15 protein-coding genes are annotated in these 19,724 nt (G+C 53.4%); 2 read left to right on the forward strand and 13 right to left on the reverse strand.

The genetic code is table 11. The annotated features are described in order from the left end of the window. Positions 1-102: 102 nt before the first annotated feature. The 5 genes from FRD01_RS07305 to FRD01_RS07325 all read right to left on the reverse strand — a co-directional run bounded on the left by FRD01_RS07305 (position 103) and on the right by FRD01_RS07325 (position 7,451). Complete coding sequence (locus tag FRD01_RS07305) at positions 103-1,152, reverse strand: ABC transporter ATP-binding protein (protein WP_146958735.1); 1,050 nt, start codon at positions 1,150-1,152, stop codon at positions 103-105. A 49-nt stretch (positions 1,153-1,201) separates the two neighbouring features. After that, positions 1,202-3,061, reverse strand: coding sequence for a choice-of-anchor D domain-containing protein (locus FRD01_RS07310; RefSeq protein WP_249756093.1), 1,860 nt, complete (start codon positions 3,059-3,061; stop codon positions 1,202-1,204). 99 nt (positions 3,062-3,160) lie between these two features. Then, positions 3,161-4,951 carry a PilZ domain-containing protein gene (locus tag FRD01_RS07315; protein ID WP_146958737.1) on the reverse strand — a complete coding sequence of 597 codons (1,791 nt, stop codon included), beginning with the start codon at positions 4,949-4,951 and terminating at the stop codon, positions 3,161-3,163. Between the two features lie 108 nt (positions 4,952-5,059). Continuing rightward, a complete protein-coding gene (locus FRD01_RS07320; protein ID WP_146958738.1) occupies positions 5,060-6,271 on the reverse strand; it encodes a hypothetical protein in 1,212 nt (403 codons plus the stop codon). A gap of 1 nt (position 6,272) precedes the next feature. After that, on the reverse strand, positions 6,273-7,451 hold the full coding sequence (locus FRD01_RS07325) for a type IV pilus twitching motility protein PilT (RefSeq protein WP_146958739.1): 1,179 nt from the start codon (positions 7,449-7,451) through the stop codon (positions 6,273-6,275). Between the two features lie 113 nt (positions 7,452-7,564). Between FRD01_RS07325 and FRD01_RS07330 the strand changes: the two genes are divergently transcribed. Together FRD01_RS07330 and thpR are read left to right on the forward strand one after the other, a co-directional pair. Next, entirely contained in the window at positions 7,565-8,821 is a 1,257-nt protein-coding gene (locus FRD01_RS07330; RefSeq protein WP_146958740.1) for a CinA family nicotinamide mononucleotide deamidase-related protein, read from the forward strand. Beyond that, complete coding sequence (gene thpR / locus FRD01_RS07335; RefSeq protein WP_146958741.1) at positions 8,818-9,381, forward strand: RNA 2',3'-cyclic phosphodiesterase; 564 nt, start codon at positions 8,818-8,820, stop codon at positions 9,379-9,381. The genes FRD01_RS07330 and thpR overlap by 4 nt, the downstream gene beginning before the upstream one ends. A 6-nt stretch (positions 9,382-9,387) precedes the next feature. Here the strand turns inward: thpR and FRD01_RS07340 are convergent, their stop codons facing one another. The 8 genes from FRD01_RS07340 to recA all read right to left on the reverse strand — a co-directional run bounded on the left by FRD01_RS07340 (position 9,388) and on the right by recA (position 19,634). Beyond that, a complete protein-coding gene (locus FRD01_RS07340; RefSeq protein WP_146958742.1) occupies positions 9,388-10,608 on the reverse strand; it encodes a hypothetical protein in 1,221 nt (406 codons plus the stop codon). A 29-nt stretch (positions 10,609-10,637) separates the two neighbouring features. Further along, complete coding sequence (locus FRD01_RS07345) at positions 10,638-11,600, reverse strand: hypothetical protein (RefSeq protein WP_146958743.1); 963 nt, start codon at positions 11,598-11,600, stop codon at positions 10,638-10,640. A gap of 8 nt (positions 11,601-11,608) precedes the next feature. Further along, positions 11,609-12,451, reverse strand: a complete 843-nt coding sequence (locus FRD01_RS07350; RefSeq protein ID WP_146958744.1) for a TadE/TadG family type IV pilus assembly protein — start codon at positions 12,449-12,451, stop codon at positions 11,609-11,611. Next, positions 12,448-13,896, reverse strand: coding sequence for a pilus assembly protein TadG-related protein (locus FRD01_RS07355; RefSeq protein ID WP_146958745.1), 1,449 nt, complete (start codon positions 13,894-13,896; stop codon positions 12,448-12,450). Before FRD01_RS07355 ends, FRD01_RS07350 begins: the two co-directional genes overlap by 4 nt. Next, complete coding sequence (locus FRD01_RS07360; RefSeq protein ID WP_146958746.1) at positions 13,893-14,885, reverse strand: hypothetical protein; 993 nt, start codon at positions 14,883-14,885, stop codon at positions 13,893-13,895. The genes FRD01_RS07355 and FRD01_RS07360 overlap by 4 nt, the downstream gene beginning before the upstream one ends. Positions 14,886-15,018: 133 nt before the next feature. After that, positions 15,019-16,509 carry a hypothetical protein gene (locus FRD01_RS07365; RefSeq protein ID WP_146958747.1) on the reverse strand — a complete coding sequence of 497 codons (1,491 nt, stop codon included), beginning with the start codon at positions 16,507-16,509 and terminating at the stop codon, positions 15,019-15,021. Positions 16,510-16,518: 9 nt separating this feature from the next. Beyond that, on the reverse strand, positions 16,519-18,429 hold the full coding sequence (locus tag FRD01_RS07370) for a hypothetical protein (RefSeq protein ID WP_146958748.1): 1,911 nt from the start codon (positions 18,427-18,429) through the stop codon (positions 16,519-16,521). A gap of 167 nt (positions 18,430-18,596) precedes the next feature. Continuing rightward, positions 18,597-19,634 carry a recombinase RecA gene (gene recA / locus FRD01_RS07375; RefSeq protein ID WP_146958749.1) on the reverse strand — a complete coding sequence of 346 codons (1,038 nt, stop codon included), beginning with the start codon at positions 19,632-19,634 and terminating at the stop codon, positions 18,597-18,599. Between the last annotated feature and the right edge of the window lie 90 nt (positions 19,635-19,724).

Raw genomic sequence — 19,724 nt, forward strand, 5'->3', positions numbered from 1 at the left:
TCTCGCCTTTCTTTTTTGTCCCGCCGCCTACCCCAATCAACCAGAGCATCGTCGAGGAGCAAGGCAAAAAGATCGTGGTGAGGCGGCGTCAACTGCTCAGAATTACTGTGGACGGGTACTAGAAATAGCAACCCCAGAACTATTGAAGAAATGAAGGTGTCGCGGGTCACAGCCCAGGCGAATCTCCCCGGGAAACTTCATCCTGGCTACAGACTCGAACTCCAACGCGGCCACTGCCGGCTGCCCACCCACCCCACCGTGAAGATGCGCTTCCCAGCCCATCGACTCCACAACCTCGACCTGCATCGGGAAAGATGTCTGATGCCCGTCCCAATGTTCGAGGTGTTGAGGTCTGATGCCAACAACGTCGGTACCATCTGGAATCTCCGGCACCTCAAAGCCCTCAGGAAGGCCGTTCTTAAGCTTCAGGAAGTTCATTCCGGGACTTCCTATGAAACCCGCTACGAATAAGTTAGAGGGCCTCTCAAAGAGCTCTAGAGGGCTTCCTACCTGCTGAACCACACCACCGTTCATGACCACGATACGGTCGGCGAGTGTCATCGCCTCGACCTGGTCGTGGGTCACATAGATCATCGTGGACTTTAGCCGCTTGTGCAGCTTTTTGAGTTCTACCCTCATCTGGGTCCTTAAAGCTGCATCAAGGTTCGAGAGCGGCTCATCAAAAAGGAATACATCCGGCTGCCGGACGATTGCACGCCCAATGGCGACCCGCTGACGTTGGCCGCCGGAGAGCTGTTTCGGCAGACGATCCAAGAGCGCCGAAATATCCAGCATCTTGGCCACCTCTTCCACAGCACTTGCGATTTTCTTCGGGTCTTCCTTTCTAATAGAAAGTCCAAAGCCCAGATTCTCGCGAACACTCATATGCGGATAGAGCGCATAGGACTGAAATACCATGGCGACACCACGGTCCCGAGGAGCCACGTCATTGACGACTTTGCTTCCAATCCGGATCTCGCCACCCGTGATATCTTCAAGACCCGCAACAAGCCTCAATAGTGTTGACTTGCCACAACCAGAAGGCCCAACGAGGACGATGAACTCGCCTGCGGAAGCCTCTAGATCCACGCCTTTGAGAATCTCGGTCTCCCCATAACTCTTCTGGACATTGGAAAAGATGACTTCGGCCACGCCTCGCCTCACTACTCAGGATTGAGGCGCAAGCGTAACCGTAACGGGCTCAAGGCACAACGTTTAGCGTGAACGTTGCCTCTGATTCTCGCAATTCGCTGCTAAGCAGCATGGAGAAGGTGTACTCGCCTGCAACGTCGGGTACAAACTGCATTTCAGCGCCTGTGGCACTAAAGAAGACGTTGCTACCGGCTGGTCGCGAGGTGAGCGTCCAAAGTGCGTTCGTAATGGCTTGCGCAGGGGTTGACTCGTTAGCCGAGAACGACGCCACCACGCCCACCTTACCGTCGTTGAGTGACGCAGGGGTAATCACCGCACTCACAGGTGCTGCCGCGGCGACCACGTCCTTGATTCCAAGCTCAATACTGGTGTTCGGATCGTTCGACTCAAAAATCACCACGCCGATGTCTTCAGTTGCGTTTGCACCGGTGAACGTCACGGTGCCGCTTCGAAGCCCACCAGGAGCAATAGTACCCAGGTGACCGCTGACCTGAAACTCTGCGCCCGACTCATCGCCCACCGAAAATTGTAGGTCTTCATCGGTGATTTCCAGGTCTGCCGTACCAACGTTTCTAATCACAAACGTGCGAGTAGAAATCTCGCCTTGAGCTGCCTGGAACGTAAATCCTGTCGGATAGATCCGAGCAATCGGCACATCACCAGCATCGCCCAGCAAAGTCACTTCGGTTCGTGAGTTCGCAATACGGTCATTGTGATTGATTTGCAACGTAGCTACAGCCGAATCCTCATTGCCGGCTGGTCGCTCAAACACCACAACGATGTCTTTGGTTTCGCCCTTTGGCACATTGATAGTTTGGAAATTGTTGGTGACATCTGTGCCATCCACTTCCCACTTGTAGAAAGCACGCGTCGATGCAGGAGTCACCGTCAGGCTTGTGACCTGAAGAGTGGCGTCCCCATCATTCGAAATCGTAATGGTCTGCCGGTCAGCCTGATCAAAAGCCAACGTGGTGGGGTCCACGGAAATCAGGGGAGCACTCGCGGCCCCGGCGCTGATCTGGACAGGGATCTTACCGCCGCTGAGGTTATTTACGGCCGTTGAGTTTACTGTCAATTCCGTAAAGCCTTCATACTCCGAAGGGTCCGTGCCCTCAGGCACCGACACGGTGACGGTCCAAGTGTTTGAGGTACCTGGCTCGATCTCAACAGGCGGCGTCTCACCACCCACACTTACAAACTCACGCATTGAAGCGATGAAAATCTCGGTGACGGTCAAGGTCTCGCTGCCTACGTTTCTGACGCTGACATCACGAGTCTGAGGCACGCCAGGCTGCACGAGCTGGAATTCCACGAAGTCTGGCGTAATCTCGATTTGACCGCTCGAAGACGGACGCAGGAGATAGATGGTGGCGGAACCGTTCTCTACGAGCCCTCCAGAGTTGATGGCATTGGTGGAGATTTGAAAAGCACCGCAAAACGAGTTCAAGAACTCCTCAGGCGTGCCCTCAGGCGCGGCCGGGCAATCCAATTCTCCGCTTCCGGTGGTAACCAAAAACTCAAGGTCATATCGCAGGCCTGGTTCCACCTCGATCGGGGTCTGGGCAAAGCCCAAAGACACACAGGTTGGAGCCAAACAAGCCTCTCCACCGCCACATTGGGAGTCGTCCGTACATTCGGAGCCACTCGCACCAATGGCATCGACCCGTGTAGGTTTCGCCAACCACTCCAAATTGGTAATCGAAAGTGGTGCTTGTCCGGTATTGCGGATAATCACCGAGTTTGCTTGTTTTGCCGGCCGATCATCGGTTCGAGGCAATTGCAAGTTGATGGAACCTTCTGTTCCCTCAATGCTCAACTGTGGAATCAACTCTTCCTGAATATTACCATCGTCAGAGCAGGAGAACAGAACGGCTGCTCCCAACAACATCAACATAGAACGCTTAATCACAAAGACTCTCCTCATTCGTAGTCCATCAAAACGCGTGAACTCTAACGACGCGCTTGCTTCAATGCAAGCGCGCTCGTCGAACCCCCGATTTAACTAAGATTAATCTTTGTCGAAAAGCTTCGAGAGGAAACCTTTCTTCTTCTTCGGAGCTGGCGGGACAAAAATCGGCGAATCAACCGGAGGCGGAGGCAGGTCATCGCCCATCAGTTGGTCGATGAGGTCGCCATCCTCGCGAGGCTCGTCGGTGGACTTCTCTTCGATTTCTTTCCTCGCGGACGCGAGCAAGGCCTCGAGACTTTCAGAATCTTCTTCTTCTGGCTCTTCAGCCTTCTGCTTCGACTCCTCGATAATCCCGATACGAAGGCTCATGTCGTGATCGTCTTCGTCCTCGAAATGGTCGAGTAACGAGTGGATCTCATGACGGGACTCGTCGTCCTCTTCAGAGTCTTCTTGTCTAATTTCGTGCGGCTCTGAGGCCTCCACTTCGCTCGGCTCTGGCTCTTCATCTAGTTCATCCGCGTCCAACTCTATTGCGGACTCAGATTCGGCGCCGTCAAAGCTCCACGGTTCTTCTTCCGATGCTGAATCCCCAAGCTCGTTGGGCTCGTTGGATTCGACTTCATTCTCAAGTACAAAGACCTCTTCTTCAGGCTCTTCTTCCGCTTCCGCGGGTGTGGAGGGCTCGTCATTTACGAAATCAAAATTGAAAAGTCCGGAATTTGATTCTTCTTTTGGCTCTTGTTCCGCGTCTGGTTCGGCAAAGGCTTCAACTTCAGGCTCAACCTCTACTTCGCCTTCAAGCTCGGCCTCGGGCTCGACTTCAGCCTCGTCCTCAAGCACGAAAACATCGTCGTCTTCGTCAGAGGAATCCGATGCCTCATCAACTTGGTCGGGATCTTCGGGCAGTTCGAACTCCACCGAAGACATCGAATCTCCAGTATTATCGCCGCCAAAGGCCCCGGAGAACATATCGTCCACAGCACCTTCAACAGCCTCCGAACCTCCGCCGCCAAAAAGCCCGTCAAAAATATCGTCAATGTCGGATTCTTCGCCGCCAAACGAGAAGTTCTCAAGGTCCTTCATCTCGTCTTCATCAAGCGCGTCAAATGCTAAGATCTGAAGACCACCCGCGGTGCGTCCAAGCTCTTTGGGTCCCACCGGCTCTGGTGCCGGCTCTTCACTCGGCGCCTCCGCCGTTGGCGTCTCCTGTTCAATCGAAGGGGCTTCGGTCGTTTCAGGCTCTGCCTGCACGTACTCAGGCTCCGAGGGTTCGGCCATCTCGGGCTCTGACTCAGCCTCGGACGATTCACTACCTTCACCGAAGAAGCCTCTTAGGCCTTCGTTCTGCTCAAGGCCGCCTGAATCCTGGGTCCCCGCCTCTTCCTCTTCAACCTCGCTCGCCGAGGAACCATCGTCCGCCAGCAAGAAGTCTGAAAGTGGAGAGCCTCCTTCCGTGTCAAAACTCGGAGGGGTCGGCGTCTTCATGGGATCTTCATCATCCATGAAAGGCTTGGTCGGGTGACGCTGAGTTGGTGACTCATCGCCGCGCGGTTTGAGCATCTCGCTCTTGGCTTCAATGATTCGATCCACCAGGACTTTGGACTCTTGGCTAAGTTTGGTGAACTTAATCAACATCCCGACTGGCGAATTTGGGGCTGTATCGTCCGGAGTTCGCACCTGAAGAACTAGACCCTCACCCAACAAAGCTGTGGAGCCATCTCCAAGCAGGAATTGAAAGCGAATGGTCGTGCCAATCGGTTTCAATTTGGATGGCTTCATCGGTATGAACATCCCTCCAGCCGAAATAAACCGGGAATATCCTTCAACGAAGTCATCAATTGTTTCGTAGCGAAGGCGTGCGCGAATCGCCGAAAAGTTTTGGTCACTCACAAAGCGCCTCTAACAACAGGGTATTTGGGACCTAAGCTCGGCCTCAGTGTAACCCAAGAGCCGGCTCAAGCAAGTTTCATCGTATTATTCGACAGATTGCAGAGCGTTTTAGAGCTTTAGATTAGCTCCAACGTAGAGACCCTGCACCATCTCAAAGGTTTCGGCACCATCAAATCCAAGTGCTCCAGGACCACTAAAGGCCGTGCGGTCAACTCGCAACCAGTAATCAAACGCAATCTCTATCGAAGAAGTCGCCGCGTAGACACCTCCCAAGGAAGTGGACACCCCGTAGGTAAACGCGCTCTCTCCGAACTGCTCTTTTCCTTCTAGCCAAAGTCCAAATGGCGTCAAATCGACACTTCCCTTGAACTTGAATTCGTCCGCTAACACAGGCAGGGTGACCGCGCCTCCCACACTAAGCGCCACTAACGACGTCGCGGGCAATGCCGGTGCATCCGTGGAGAACATGGTAAAACGCGGACCGCCGCGAAGCTTTGCCTCCATTTTCCTGCCCGACTCTGGATTTCCAAGCTGCGAGCGAACGCGATACGAAACGCCACCCTCGACGTCTGCATGAAGTACGCCCGATGCCACGCCTCCACTTGATACCGAACCAAGTCCAACCAGTCCTCGCAGGGTAAAACCAACCGCTTCGTCCGCATCTCCCGGATAGCCTTCCACACTCAGCTGTCCACCCGGATAGAATTGTGAGGGATAAGTCAGCACGCCGCCGTTCTTTCCACCAACAACCAAATCGCGCTTCAAGAGGCGAAAGCCGATTCCAATGTCAAGCCACTTACCGCCAGAAACCACAGGTGGTTTGACCACTACCGGGGCGATCTCTTCTTCCTCATCTAGCGTCTCGACCGGCGCAACTTTTGGCTTCTCGTCCAGCTTCAGAAGCGTTTTGGTCTTCTCAACCAATTTCGCCAGCCCCTCGTCTCCAACTTTCTCCCCTTCAAAATCCATTTTCTCTTCTGTCTCGCCCGTCTCACCCACAAAATTGGCGGTAAAGCCTCCCTCTTTTGGCTCTAGAAAAAGAACGTAGGTGATATTCGCGCCTCGCATGACCCAACGCATATCCTTGGGACGACGAAGGATGCGGCGAGGGGTAATGCCGCGAGCCTGAACTTCCTCTAGAAACCAAGTCTGCCCTTCAACCCTCACGCCGTCTAGCCCCTTCAGGCCACTGACAAGCGCATCGGTCTCACCACTGGGCAAGTCGAGTACAACCACAAATGGCTGGGGCGTTTCGTCCTGCGCCCATGCAACGCATGGCGCAAAGAGCACCACTAGCAAGAAGCTCAATACTTTAAACATCTTAAAACCGCTCAATCTCGAAATCCTCGAGGTTAAAATCATCCTCGGATTCTTTTGAACCCTTGGCCTCAAAATCAGACCACGCTGAATCGTTCTGAGCTGACGCCACACCGCTGACACGCAGCGCAAAGTCATCAGGATTCGAGCACTGGTTGATGGCCTCTTCGTAAGTAATCAAGCCGCCCTGAAGCAGGTTCATGAGCGACTGGTCAAAAGTCTGCATGCCGTACGCGACAAAGCCCTTCGCGATATTCTCTGTGATCGTTCGCGTTGTCGCGCGTTCCATAATCAACTCGCGAAGTCTAGCTGTTGAAAGCATGACCTCAACGGCAGGGACACGACCTCGACCATCAGCTTTGGGAATCAGGCGCTGGGCAATGACGCCCTTGAAGAGGTTCGCGAACTGGTATCGGGCCTGGTCGCGCTGGTGGGGCGGAAACGCCGTCATAATACGGTTGACTGATTCGGCTGCGTCCGTGGTGTGGAGCGTCGACATCACGAGGTGGCCCGTCTCAGCAGCCATCATCGCGATTTCGATCGTCTCCAGGTCACGCATCTCACCAAGCAGAATCACATCCGGATCCTGACGAAGTGCGGCCTTCAGAGCTCTTGAAAAAGTGGTCGTGTCATTTCCGATCTCGCGCTGGTTGATGATAGACTTCTTATCTCGAATCAAAAACTCGATCGGATCCTCGATTGTCACAATATGAGCCGTTCGGGTCGAGTTGATATAGTCGACCATTGCGGCGAGCGTCGTGGACTTACCACTACCCGTAGCGCCGGTCACAAGGACCAATCCGCGTCGCTCTTCAGCAATCGTTTTCACGGAATCCGGCATCAACAACTCTTCAAGTGACTTCACCTTGAAGGGAATCACGCGAAAGACCATTCCGATGGATCCCCGCTGCTGGAAGACGTTCACACGGAAGCGCCCAACTCCAGGCACCCCGTACGAAAGGTCCACGTCCAAAGTGGACTGGAACTGCTCTCGCTGCATCTTGTTCATGATGCCCGCGGCCATTTTCCCAATATCCTCGGGGCTCAGGCGCTTGGAGTCTCGCAACGGAAGCAATGCCCCATCCACTCGAAACACAGGAGGAAGCCCGGCCTTGATATGAATATCCGATGCCCCACCCTTTACAGCCACTTGAAGAACTCGATTCAGCTCTGCGTCTGACATGTTTACCTTATCCGTGATTATTTGCTGTGGGAGCGTAACATTGAAGCTTTGCAGCGTCTAGGAATCCAACACCATACCTGTTAGAGAAATGCACCGGGAATCGGACAAACACAATGACCACACAATCCAAACTCGATTTAATTTGTGTCGGAGACGAGCTTCTCGATGGGCGCGTTCGGGACCTCAACGCTCGGATGCTTGGTGAATGGGCCGCCGAACGCTCGATTTCGCTCCAAAAAATTGTCGTGATTCCAGACTCGCTCGATACAATCGTGGCGGCTCTCAACGATACTGAGTCCGAGACCGTAGTCGTCTCGGGAGGACTCGGGCCCACTTCAGATGACCTCACCCGTTTTGCAGCGGCCAACTTCCTCGGAACTGAGCTTCAGCACGACCAAGAGGCCGAAGCTCAGCTCAGGGCAAGATTTCAGACGTTTGGGCGCACACCTACCGAGAACAACCTGGTTCAATGTCTCTTTCCGGCGGGGGCTAAGATCCTCTATTCAAACGTCGGAACGGCTGCAGGTTTTTTAGTCCAAAAGGGTAGCCAGCGCTTCTACTTTTTTCCTGGTGTTCCAAAAGAGTTTTCATGGTTTGTCCGCTCCACATTGGACGGGGCTCAGGAAGGCGAAAGCTCGGTGAATCGACTCTTCTTCTTCGGAATTGGCGAATCATCCCTGGCACAAAAAATCGCCACGCTAGACCTCTCCAAAACGCAACTCTCCTATCGCGCCGACTATCCGGTGATCGAAGTAAAGCTACAGGGTGCCTCGGACTTAGTCTCCTCAGCAGCAGCAGCGATTCGACACGACGCTTCAAAGTATTTTGTGGGGCAAGACCAAGACGTCCTTGAGGCTCGGCTCGGGCGACTTCTTCTCGAGAAGGGTTGGAAAGTAGCGACGGCCGAGTCCTGTACGGCTGGAGGCCTCAGCGCGAGAATCACCGAGGTCAGCGGCAGCTCCCAATGGTTTGATGTTGGGTTTGTCACCTACGCCAATCAAGCAAAGTCTAGACTCCTCGGTGTCTCGCCCGAAACCCTAAATTCCAAAGGCGCGGTGAGTCCCGAGGTCGCCATTCAAATGGCCGCAGGCGCTCTGAAGGCGTCCGGCTCAAACATCGCGCTGTCTGTCACTGGAATCGCTGGCCCGGGCGGAGGTTCTGCTGAGAAACCTGTTGGAACCGTTCATTTTGCACTGGCAACAGACAAAGGCGTCTGGCACCGACACTGGGTCTTTGCACACCGCGACCGGACCGAAGTCAGAACTGCCACTCAAATTGCAGCCATCACCTTTGCTCTTCACTACCTTGAAGAGAGATTGCAGGACTACCCGACCTCGGGCCCATTTTCCCTCAACGAGTTTACCAAATGAACAGACTTTTCATTGCCGCTGAGCTCGGTATCCCAGTGGTTGAACGACTCACTCAGATTCAAAACGAATTGGGTCGTCGATTTGACGCCACTCAGCTTCGCATGCCCGAAACCAAAGACCTGCACTTAACCCTGAAGTTTCTCGGCGAAACCGATGTTGCACTCCAAGAGCGCATCCAGGAGACCCTACATGCTTTCGCATTGGGCCTTTTTCCATTTGAGCTAGCCCTCAAAGGCGTTGGCACTTTCCCAGACGCCGCCTCTCCTCGAATTGTCTGGGCGGGGCTAGAGCCTAAAAGCGACGAATTGGTAGGCCTTCTAAAGGACACGCTTGAGCGCGAACTCGAGAATATCGGCATTCCGAAAGAGACCCGTGATTTCAAAGCGCATATCACGCTCGCGCGTGTTCGAGATTTGACGGAAACACCGAACCTGGACGACCTAAAGGGACTCGACGTCGGCTCAACGTATATCCGTGACCTCGTTCTCTTTAGCTCAACACTTACGCCGAATGGCGCAATCTATAGCGTCGTTGACCGGTTCCCGCTTGGCCCCCAGTAGTTGGAGCTATAGACCTTCAGGAGGGATGGCACACGCCTGAGAAGAGGACAGACACTGTCCCTCAGTCGTGCAAACTCCAGACAGGCACTCGGCCGGAGTATCACACGAACCCGTATCGACCTTCGGCTCACACATTCCGTCGTTGCTACAGAACGTCTGGTAATTGCAGTCGAATTCCGAAGCACATGGCTCTCCCGCGCCACGGTACTCAGCACACGTCCCCTGAACACCATCGCCCGCATCGACGTCGCAATTCAAGCCAAGCGCGCAGATGTTTGAGAAGAGATTGCACGATTGTCCCGCCTGGAAGCCATACTTCTTCGGAGCACAAACTCCCGCCCGGCAGAACCCATCTGGCCCACACTCATCGAACGTTTCGCATGCTTCGCCTTCACCGAGGATATCGGTGCAGGTAGTTCCTCCAGCGCAGTACTGGTTTGGAGCGCAGGGCTCAAGCGTTGCACCACAAAGCACTTCGAGTTTAGTTGAGTCCTGGCACACTCCGGAGCATCCCGAGACAAAAGCCTTGGAACACTTCAGCTCTGCCGTGCATTCGGCATTCGAAGCACAAATTCCGTCTAAGCCGGTAAGGCCGAAATAGGCGTCTTGGCACGCCTGAACAACCGCGCGCGGGGAGTCCAATAAACGTTCCAAATCGTCACAACTATGTTCAGCAATCCGAGTAGCACATAGTGGAGCGTCGTCCGGGAGAAACTGCGCCTTTTCTTCTGCCACGGCGCGCGAGAATCCATCGAGGGGGTTGCGAGCAAGTGACCATTCGACACAATCACCCACGCTTGAAATGCCGTGAGAGAGTGATACCAAAAACGCATCGCGTTCTCCGTCGCACGAAACCCACCTTTCACACGCCGCCACCATCATATCGTAGGCAAATTGCTCAACCGGCCCTGTACCCGCAAATGCCGGAATGTCCCCGGTCAAGTCACGTGTATCAGCCCCAGGATCCTCGTCATAAATTTCCGGATCTGTCTCGTTATTTGGGCTGATATTATTGGTAGTCGGATTGTTGGGGCCGGTTGTGTTGTTCGTCATACCGGTCGTGTTATTCAACATACCAGTCGTATTATTGTCCGGGTTGTTGTCTGGAGGATTGTTATCGTTATTCTCAGGCCCAGGCCTATTGTTGGACAACAAATTCGCTTCGTTATCACAGCCCCAAACGGCGGCTGACAACACGAGAAGGATCACGCTCAATTGGATCTTCATTCGCTCTACACTCTTACAACAGATAGAATTTAATTCGAAACGACTGTGTGGGCTGTGGCCCCAGTCCCATCCTCGGAGGGATGAGAGAGGATGGTAATCACTTCACCATCTTTTTCATATTGTCGCTTGAGAGCTTCCTTACCTTCAAACTCAACATTCTGGTAGATCCGCTCCATCACATGGGTCGTTTCGGTAGGGCGCCACCCTCGTTGAGTCAAGGCTTGGTCATAGAAGCGCATCAAATGCTGGGGAGATGAACTTCCCTGGTAGACGTTCGACCTGAAAACTCGCTGCGGATCAAGGTCTTCGAAAGCAGAGACACGTTCACAACCTGGGCAAGAGGGAACCTCCAAGTCGACGTTCTGGTCGAGCTTGTCGTTGCCCGGAAGCATCTTTTCATAGTCGAAGTTCGCGTCGCTCCAAGAGCTCGTGGCAATGGTCCCATCGCCAGAACGTAGTAGCTCCACATTGTGGAAGCCCTTATAAAGCTCCCAAGGTTGACCGTCATAGGTCTCAGCGAGCGCTTCGAGCTCATCCGGCGAACTCACTTGTTTTACTGGTAACATCCCGCCCATGAAGATTCGGTCTTCGGACTCGTGAAAAGTAATCACACCACCATTCCAAGCCGTCATGATGGACTGATCTTCGTCCTCATATTTGCTCGCATTTGGAGCCAGTCCCTTCTCCCGAAACTTTTGCATGTACTCTTCCCGAACAACCTCTGGGGACTGGTCGTGCAAACGTGTCGCAAAATAGACGACGTTGCCATTGAGATTGAACGCTTGAGGTTTGGAATGCCCCAAGTCCTCCATCGACGCCACAAACTTCTCGGTAGGTGTCACTTCCTTTCTACCGAACGAAACAATGTCCGCGTCAGACTCTTGGACGGCCAGATTCGGCTCGAGCACCCCTACTCCAAATGCGATTCCGGCAACCACGGCCCCGGTCACTAGAAGTTTTCCGCCCGTCCACAATAGACTCTTCAAATGCATCGTTGACCTCATTGTTCCGCCGGAAACTTCTCTTGAACACTGATACTTCCACCCGGATAAGGCTGGCTCCAGTTGATTCCAAGAATCTGAGAGTACGCACGGTGGTTTTCCATGGTCACTCGAGTAATTGCCATCGGCAAGAATTGGGCTTCCGTGCCGGTCAATGGAAACGGTGGTACCAAAGAATTGAAGTGCGCACGCATACTCACCGTGCGCCCTGCTACTGTCATCGAATCACTAGACCAACCAATCACTGTTCCGTAGCGTTGACCCGCAGCCAACGCTGCTCGCGTGCCGCTACCTGAAAGAAACTGGTTGATCACGCCCAATGCCCCACCTGCCGACCCACTAAAGTTCGCCGTATCATTGAGGAGATCGCGCGAAAGTGCTGAACCCCCGAGAATATCGGCTGAATTTCTAGTCCTCATACCTTCCAAAGGTGGCTTCATCTGAACCACAAGGTCGACCGGCAATGTTCGCGTACTGGACTCTCCCCAGTGTCCTCTCAAGGCCATATCCCCATAGGTTGTGCCTTCTGCTGCTAAAATCAAACCCCTCTGAATTCCACTTTGATTCAGGGGCTTATTCCCGAAAGCTAGTTGACCTAGGGATACCGCACCAGCGGCCTGCGGTTGCATATGCTGTAGACTGAACCTTGACTGGTTCACCAAAGTCGCCTGAGCAAAGGTAATTCGATGAGCCTTGGCCCATACCTTCACTGACTTCTCACTCCAAAGGCCAAGCTGCACAATCCCCACAAAACACATAATGAAGATAGGCAAGGTCAGGACGAACTCAGCCAATGTAGCGCCCTTTTGATCACCATGAAATCTGGACAGAAAGTGAATCATTTGCCCACCCCATCGATGGTTGAATGCCCAAAGGCCCGGGTTGCTCGCTCCATATTCACAAAGTCGATACCCGACGCCATCAAATCGGCGCCACTTCCCACACCAACCAACGAGGAAAGAGCGAGGTACGGCAACATATCGTGATACGCACGGTTCAAGTCAAACTTGGCCTCCTCCCACTCACCAGGGAGCGCGATGGGTCTCATACGCGCCGTCCAGCTGGGTCGGAACGGGTTCGGCCGCCCGTCCTGATAGCTCATCTCAGCGCGAGCCATAGACCAATAACCAGATGCCTTGTAGCCGACCTCGTCGATGACACCCAATTGGTGCTCATAATCGCGCGACATGAACCCGTACTTGTTTCGGTCGTCCCCAAATCGCTCGGGTCTGTTTCCATAGCTCAGCACAAGGTTGGAGGACCGCGTGGTCCACTGACCGTGGTTCTCATACTCCTTGAAGGTCCAAGGCTGCCCGACACGACCCATTTGGTCAGTGGTCATCCCATAACCCAAATCGAACGCGGCCAAACCGAGGACGTACGCGAGATTACTCTTGGCACCCATAGTCGAGCGACGCTTATGCTGAAGCGAGTTCGCCAGGTGTTCAACTGCGTAAGCAGGATCGGTTCTGCCTGGGACACCATGCATATGGTTGCGACGCAAATCCCGGTAGCTCATGCGTTCAATCGGAAACTCATCGAACAACCCTGTTCCCACAAATGAGCCAGACAGACCGGAAGGCAATGCATTCTTTAAGGCCTGAAGTAGATTAGGAATAGGTCCAATAATTTGCCCGAACGGAACCGGGAAACTCGAGACCGTGGTCGCGCCGTTGCGCATGCCCCGGACGATGGATTCCGAATAACCCCACCAGACGCCTAAACGTGTCATGTAGAGTTGATAATTATCCAACGCGACCAAATCTCGACGGTGATAACTGCGATCTGAACCACTTCCGCTGAATCCAAAAGTTCTGTTTAGGAGGCGGCGGCAAGACTTCTTCCCCCCGCACATTGCTGCGAGGGGGTTCGCCCCCGTTAGCTGTCTGTAATCCCCCATAAACTCCCTAAACCAGAGGAAGGTATTTGCAAGCGCATCGATGCAAATGTCTGGCCTGTACCACCTACACTTGGACCATCGCCACAAGAGCCAACCCATAAACCCGGTCCACATTCCGAGGTACATCGCTTGAATACCGATAATCGAGCGTTTCGCGACATTGGTGTATGCCACCATATTCATAATGCGCGATTTGACCGACGCTTGACTAAACGCTGCAGCATCAGCGGCAGCCTGTAGTTCGATCTTGTCTCTCGCACTCTTGCCGGCATCGATGATGACCCAGCTCAACATCATGATAATCAAGATGGCAGCGAGGGAGAGCAACAATACTGCCCCCGACCGGTCCTCATGAAACTTGTGCAAAATCGCCATGTGCTTCTTCATCTTGCACTCCCGCCCGGATACTCCGGATTAGCCGGCCGTTGGGCTACATAAGAAAACTCTCGAACTATAGTTCGGTAATAGCCGGTTCGGCCCATTACCATTCCAAGCTCTCCGAAGAACTGTGGGACCAATGGCATTGCGATCTGGTGGCGGTAGACCACCAACGCACCTGAAACCGGACCGAGGGTAATCGGGACCACGGTTGTCGCGTGATAGGCCCATGTTAGCTTTCGTACCGATCGCAGCCTGAATGACGTCGAGTCCAGAGAACGCGTCAAACTCAGCCCCTTCTTGTCGCCGAACTTCAAGAGCCCATCGAGGTCTTCCAGTTCGAGTGCGTAAGCTAAGGGATAGCCAAGCTGACCCTGGTCTTCCGTCAACAAGGGCAATTGCTGAGCCAACATCCCAGCTCGAGCCGCCTTCAAATCATTGGAAACAAAAAAGAACGGGTCGTGGAAGTAATCCCCTGGAGCTACGGGCGCGAGTGACATCGCAGCCTGAACATGCGCCTTTGACATCACAGTTGCGTATCCAGCACCGGAACGGCCACTCGTTGATTCTCCATGCCAAACCCAGACCGTTCTGGCTGCCTGAAAGGTAGCCAAGTTCGTCAAGATTCCGGCGATATTTGTGATACATAACTGCATCAGGCCCATAGAGAGAACCATCCAGACGGGAAGAATGATGAGCAACTCTGTGATGACGGTTCCGCGGGTCAATTTAACGGCTCTCGCCTTTTCTCGCTTTGCCGTCACGACGGTCCACGTAAGTGCGATCATGGCCCAAACACACGCCGACAAACCCACGTGTATAACAACATCGAGGAGACCAAACGTCCGGAAACCCTCATGGCCAAGAGCGCTCACATACGCGTCCACAAAGGTCGTGTTGATATAGGGAAGAAGCAGCAAGAGGCCGACAAGACTCGTTCCGAGTACGTGCAACCAAATGCGAACTACCCATTTCAATGTGGGTGAGGTCGTTTTCATAACTGTCCTGCTATTAAGCTAGCGTAGTTATTGAGCAAAAATTGTACCACTTCCAGCCGCATAGATTGCGTCTCAGAGACCGGTTTTCCAGATGTGACATACCGACACATATTCTCGTCAAAAGTCCCCATGATCACCGCCCAATCAAGTCGTTAACGGTCATCGAACCAACCTCTCCGTCGTCCGTTCCAACCTCTTTCATCATCGCCTCAAAACCCTCTTCGCCGAGTGCTTCTTTGAGATTCACACCTTCGAACTCCCCACTTTCCGCCAACTCCTTCATGAAGCGTTCGCGTTCGAGGTCATTCATCTTCTCAGGATCTTTTCCGTCAACTTCTTTCAGGGCTTGGCGCATCTGAAATCTCTTGGACTCAAACTCGTAGCCAAATTTCATCGCAATACCGGCCTCAGCGTCTGGTCCGAGACCTTCAGCGAGTATCTGGTCCATGATATCCGATTTGGAACGGTGATCTCCTGAGCGAATGCCGGTCGCCAACTCCGAAGTCGCGAGCGCCTCGATTGCGGATCCAACTACGGTCGAGGCGCCACGAATTGAAAGCCCAATCGCTTGATTGCCAACCGCGCGGCAAAGGCGGCTTTGGGTCACAAGCCCATTTGTTCCAGATAGGGACTCGGAACACGCCGAGGACCACAAAGAACTGGCCTCGGGAACATCGATCTCGCCGCAACCCTCCATGCGCATCATGGAGTTGAGACGTTGAACATAGCGAGAGGGTGAAGGACCAGCATCTACCAGATAGCACCCGAGGCTCAATCCCCACTGCTTCATCAGCGGTGTTGTCGTAACTGCTTGAGTAGTTTTATCCGGAACGGCGTTATAACTCGCGTTTGTGAGAGATAGGAAGAGTGCATCTGCGTCTCGTTCCGCAAGTTTACGCGGGTCACCTAATCCCTCAAGTTGCTTGAGTGGCGTTGGAAACCGAGACTTAAATTCGCCAAGGGCACATTCCTGCGTCGAGGCATCTTGACTTCGAGTCATGACGCCCAGGAGGTCTGCCGCCAAGGTTGTTGAGTCTCGCTCCCGGAATTTCGCAAAGGCAGGGAGGTAGGCGCATTCAGTATCTCCAACATCGGCGAGCTGCTTCGACCAAAATAGGGCGACTTCACGGCGCAGGATTTCATCCGCGTCTGAACTCTCAACCTCTCGATCAAAGCATCGAAGCGCACGCGCGGGAGTAGACGCAAAATCCGGTACTCGTACCCTCATGAGTTCTAGATGTTGAGCCATAAGGACGTCACACGCCGCAAACCCTACCACTTCCGCTGGATCCTCTAGCGCCGTAAACAAGGTTTCTGGATTCATCGTTCCACCAGCAAGTCGAATCGACTGCGCACGGACCTCTGGAACGGTCCACGTATACGTCAAACCACCCATGATCAAAGCGACCAAAAAACCAACCGCAGATTGCCGGACGTCACCATGACTTAAATAGACAGCAAGGCCAGTCGCTGCAGGAACCAATGCGAAGTAAAGCAGCGCAAGTTGCAGCATATTCCACCACATCACCACCGCAACGATGACCAGGAGTACAAATCCCGTAACGCTAATAAAAATGGCGAACCCTAGTGTGCTCGCCATGGATGGTGTTTGGTTTGCTTCCATACTTGCTAATTATTGTGGGACGGTGAGCGTGGGTCCACCCTCCACAAAATTGCCGTTCGTTAGCTGTACGTCAGGGGTTCCACCAGCACCCTTGAGTGTAAACCGTGCACGCCCACCGGGAGAACAAAGCCCTCCGCCAGCAGGGACACTGGTTTGAATCACCTTGATGGTGTCGCCAGGCTTAAGTGGACGAGAGAATCCAAACTCAGCACGGCTGGTCACGGGATGGACATTTCCGCTGGTCAAAGGGCAACTTGTAGCATTTGGTCTACCATGTGCTCCACTGCCACCTCCGCTAATCGCGTATTGAACGCGGGGAATTCGAACTCCGGGAACCACACTGCGTACTTCGATCGCATCGATAATGTAGCCTTCGGGAGCCTCGTATGGCTCCGGGCCACCGCTGGCATACTCAACCACCAGCTTATCGTAGCTGGGGCCACTCAAGCAGAATGGGGAGTCTCTACTCGTCCAAGGGCCCAAGATATCCCAAGGAAGGAAGGTCGCGGTGCACTGTTCACACGAGAACTCAGTGGTCCACTTCCAAAGCTTCAAGTCCACTTTAAACTCGATTCGGGCAACTGCTTCTCCACGAAGTTGAATATGCAACTTGGCGCACGCGCCCTGATCGTCGCGAGCAAACGGTTTGTAGAATGCTTGAGCGTCAAACACAGCCTTTAGTTGAGGCCCTTCTAGTCTTGCAACACCAGCAGCCGCGCTGACCTGGAAGAACACACCTGCTTCGACCTTCGCCCCGGCTTCAGCAGAAACACTTCCATCTACGTCAAATGTATGGTTCTCACCGCGCTTCTGTACGGGTCTTGTCGAGTTTGGAATCGGGCGCACCCCATTCGTCGAAGCAAAACGTGTCTCCGGATAGTTTCGGTATTCAAAGCCGATCGGAGCTGTTGCGCTGTAATTGTACGTGTAGCTCATGGTGACCTCACCACCCGCTTCTGCATCGAGTGTGTACTGTGCAAACGCCACTAGATCTAGGAAGAGACCCGTGGAACCCAGCGGTACACGTCCCAAAGTACGTTGGAAGAATCGCCCGTGCTCAGGGCCGCCTTTATGAAACCTCAGACCTCGCCGATAGGTTACACTGAGCTCGCCTTGAGCCTCGATAGAAGCGTTGATCCACGCCCCAAGACGATCCACACAGAATCTCTCGTCACGCTGGTACCAACTACGCTGTGCATTGATGCGACAGTCGTAACTGGAATTGAACGTGCCGATGCGACCTTCAAACACGCCCTCCAATCGAACTGGGAAGTTCACCTCAGCCTCAAATGAAGCCGACCAACCATCTTCTTCCCATCCTTGCTCTTTCTTCATTCTCAGAGCGCTCAGCGCCTGGGTCCTCGTGACGTTACCGAACTCATCGATCACGGGTTCAGTGAGTTGGTCGATATCATCTTCGGTCATCACCGTAGGCATCTTGTATTCGATTTTGAAGTTACCCCAGATGACTCGTGTAAGTTCAAATGTCGAAACTTCCAACGTGATGAGGCCTTGTTCATAGGTCAAGCCCTCGACGATGAAGCCGTATCCTTCATCCAAGAACACAGCATCGCCCGGATTGACCTCAGCAAATGCATCGATGGCCGCACCACTCACCCTTACGATCGGGTGGTGCCGAGAAATCTCGATATCTTGGAGACCAAGTTCCTGCAGTTGGTGGATAGCAACGCCTGGCCGCAGATGGATTCCATCTGGCATTTCTTCGATGTACTCCTCGATATCGTCGACCGGCAGCGTGGTAATTCTGACGTCATCACTCTCGTGCAGCAGTCGAGGATGTGGCCCATCCACTTGAATTGGCTCAGTAGCACCGGACTGATTGGCTGTTTGGTCGATGTCTCCACAACTCATGAGTGGAAAGATCGCCAGGAGAAGGAATACAAGGGACTTGCTTCGCATCTTTTCGCTTCCTGTATACAGCGATATCGCTGAGATTCGTCATTTACTAGATAGGATCTATATAAAATCTAACGAATTCCCACCTAATTAGCAAGGTTAAGATCGATTAGTACACGAAGCCGAAGGCAGAAACGAAAGAGTCCACCTTCGGCTCCGGGGTTCACTACTTACTTTGATTCAACTACGGCAAGTTCAGGTGCTGGAGCGCTCAAGCCGTAGTGTTCCCGAATTTGACGTACGATATCGGCCGTCATTTCTGGGTGCTCGCGCAAGTACTGCTTGGCATTTTCCCTGCCCTGACCGAGGCGAGTGTCGTTGTAGCTGTACCAGGAGCCCGCTTTGTCCACGACGTTGATCTCGGAGCCAAGGTCCAAAACGTCTCCTTCCCAGCTGATCCCCTCGCCGTACATAATATCGAACTCGGCCTGCCTAAACGGAGCTGCCAGCTTGTTCTTCACGACTTTGACACGGGTACGGTTTCCGCTGAGCTCTTCGCCGTCCTTAATCGCACCAATACGCCGGATATCAAGGCGTTGCGAGCAGTAGAACTTCAGGGCGTTACCACCCGTTGTGGTCTCCGGGCTTCCGAACATCACACCGATCTTCATACGGATCTGGTTAATGAAGATCACACATGTCTTCGATTTGTTGATCGTACCGGTCAACTTTCGAAGAGCCTGACTCATCAAACGTGCCTGAAGGCCCACGTGGGAATCCCCCATATCACCTTCAATTTCTGCGCGTGGGGTCAATGCCGCAACAGAGTCCACCACGAGTACGTCAACCGCGTTTGAGCGAACCAACATATCCACGATTTCAAGGGCCTGCTCCCCTGTATCGGGCTGGCTGACCAAAAGTTCCTCGATATTAACACCGAGCGATTTGGCGTACTTGATATCGAGCGCGTGCTCGGCATCGATGAATGCTGCGACTCCGCCGGCACGCTGCGCATTTGCCAGGGCGTGAAGCGCAAGAGTGGTCTTACCAGAGGATTCTGGTCCGAAGACCTCCACAATTCTCCCGCGAGCAAACCCACCGATCCCGAGTGCGATGTCCAAAGAGATAGACCCGGTAGGAATCGCGTCCTTGACGTTGACCAAGGGATCATCATTCCCCAACTTCATGATGGTTCCCTTACCGAACTGCTTTTCAATCGCATGAACAGTGAGGTCGAGAGCTTTTTGTTTATCTTTATCGATTGCCATTATCTTCTCCAAATGTGTAAAGCGGAGTTCTCACCGCCGAAATGTTACTGAACCTATGTATAGTTCCCTATACGAAACGCCGTCAAGCGT

Origin of the sequence: Microvenator marinus (assembly GCF_007993755.1) — a bacterium.
Classification (GTDB): Bacteria; Myxococcota_A; Bradymonadia; order Bradymonadales; family Bradymonadaceae; genus Allomicrovenator; species Allomicrovenator marinus.

Bases quoted from the DNA above. Each gene is read 5' to 3' on its own strand.
- FRD01_RS07320 (WP_146958738.1), bottom strand. From the start codon at position 6,271: ATGTTTAAAGTATTGAGCTTCTTGCTAGTGGTGCTCTTTGCGCCATGC.
- FRD01_RS07325 (WP_146958739.1), bottom strand. From the start codon at position 7,451: ATGTCAGACGCAGAGCTGAATCGAGTTCTTCAAGTGGCTGTAAAGGGT.
- FRD01_RS07330 (WP_146958740.1), top strand. From the start codon at position 7,565: ATGACCACACAATCCAAACTCGATTTAATTTGTGTCGGAGACGAGCTT.
- thpR (WP_146958741.1), top strand. From the start codon at position 8,818: ATGAACAGACTTTTCATTGCCGCTGAGCTCGGTATCCCAGTGGTTGAA.
- FRD01_RS07340 (WP_146958742.1), bottom strand. From the start codon at position 10,608: ATGAAGATCCAATTGAGCGTGATCCTTCTCGTGTTGTCAGCCGCCGTT.
- FRD01_RS07345 (WP_146958743.1), bottom strand. From the start codon at position 11,600: ATGCATTTGAAGAGTCTATTGTGGACGGGCGGAAAACTTCTAGTGACC.
- FRD01_RS07350 (WP_146958744.1), bottom strand. From the start codon at position 12,451: ATGATTCACTTTCTGTCCAGATTTCATGGTGATCAAAAGGGCGCTACA.
- FRD01_RS07355 (WP_146958745.1), bottom strand. From the start codon at position 13,896: ATGAAGAAGCACATGGCGATTTTGCACAAGTTTCATGAGGACCGGTCG.
- FRD01_RS07360 (WP_146958746.1), bottom strand. From the start codon at position 14,885: ATGAAAACGACCTCACCCACATTGAAATGGGTAGTTCGCATTTGGTTG.
- FRD01_RS07365 (WP_146958747.1), bottom strand. From the start codon at position 16,509: ATGGAAGCAAACCAAACACCATCCATGGCGAGCACACTAGGGTTCGCC.
- FRD01_RS07370 (WP_146958748.1), bottom strand. From the start codon at position 18,429: ATGCGAAGCAAGTCCCTTGTATTCCTTCTCCTGGCGATCTTTCCACTC.
- recA (WP_146958749.1), bottom strand. From the start codon at position 19,634: ATGGCAATCGATAAAGATAAACAAAAAGCTCTCGACCTCACTGTTCAT.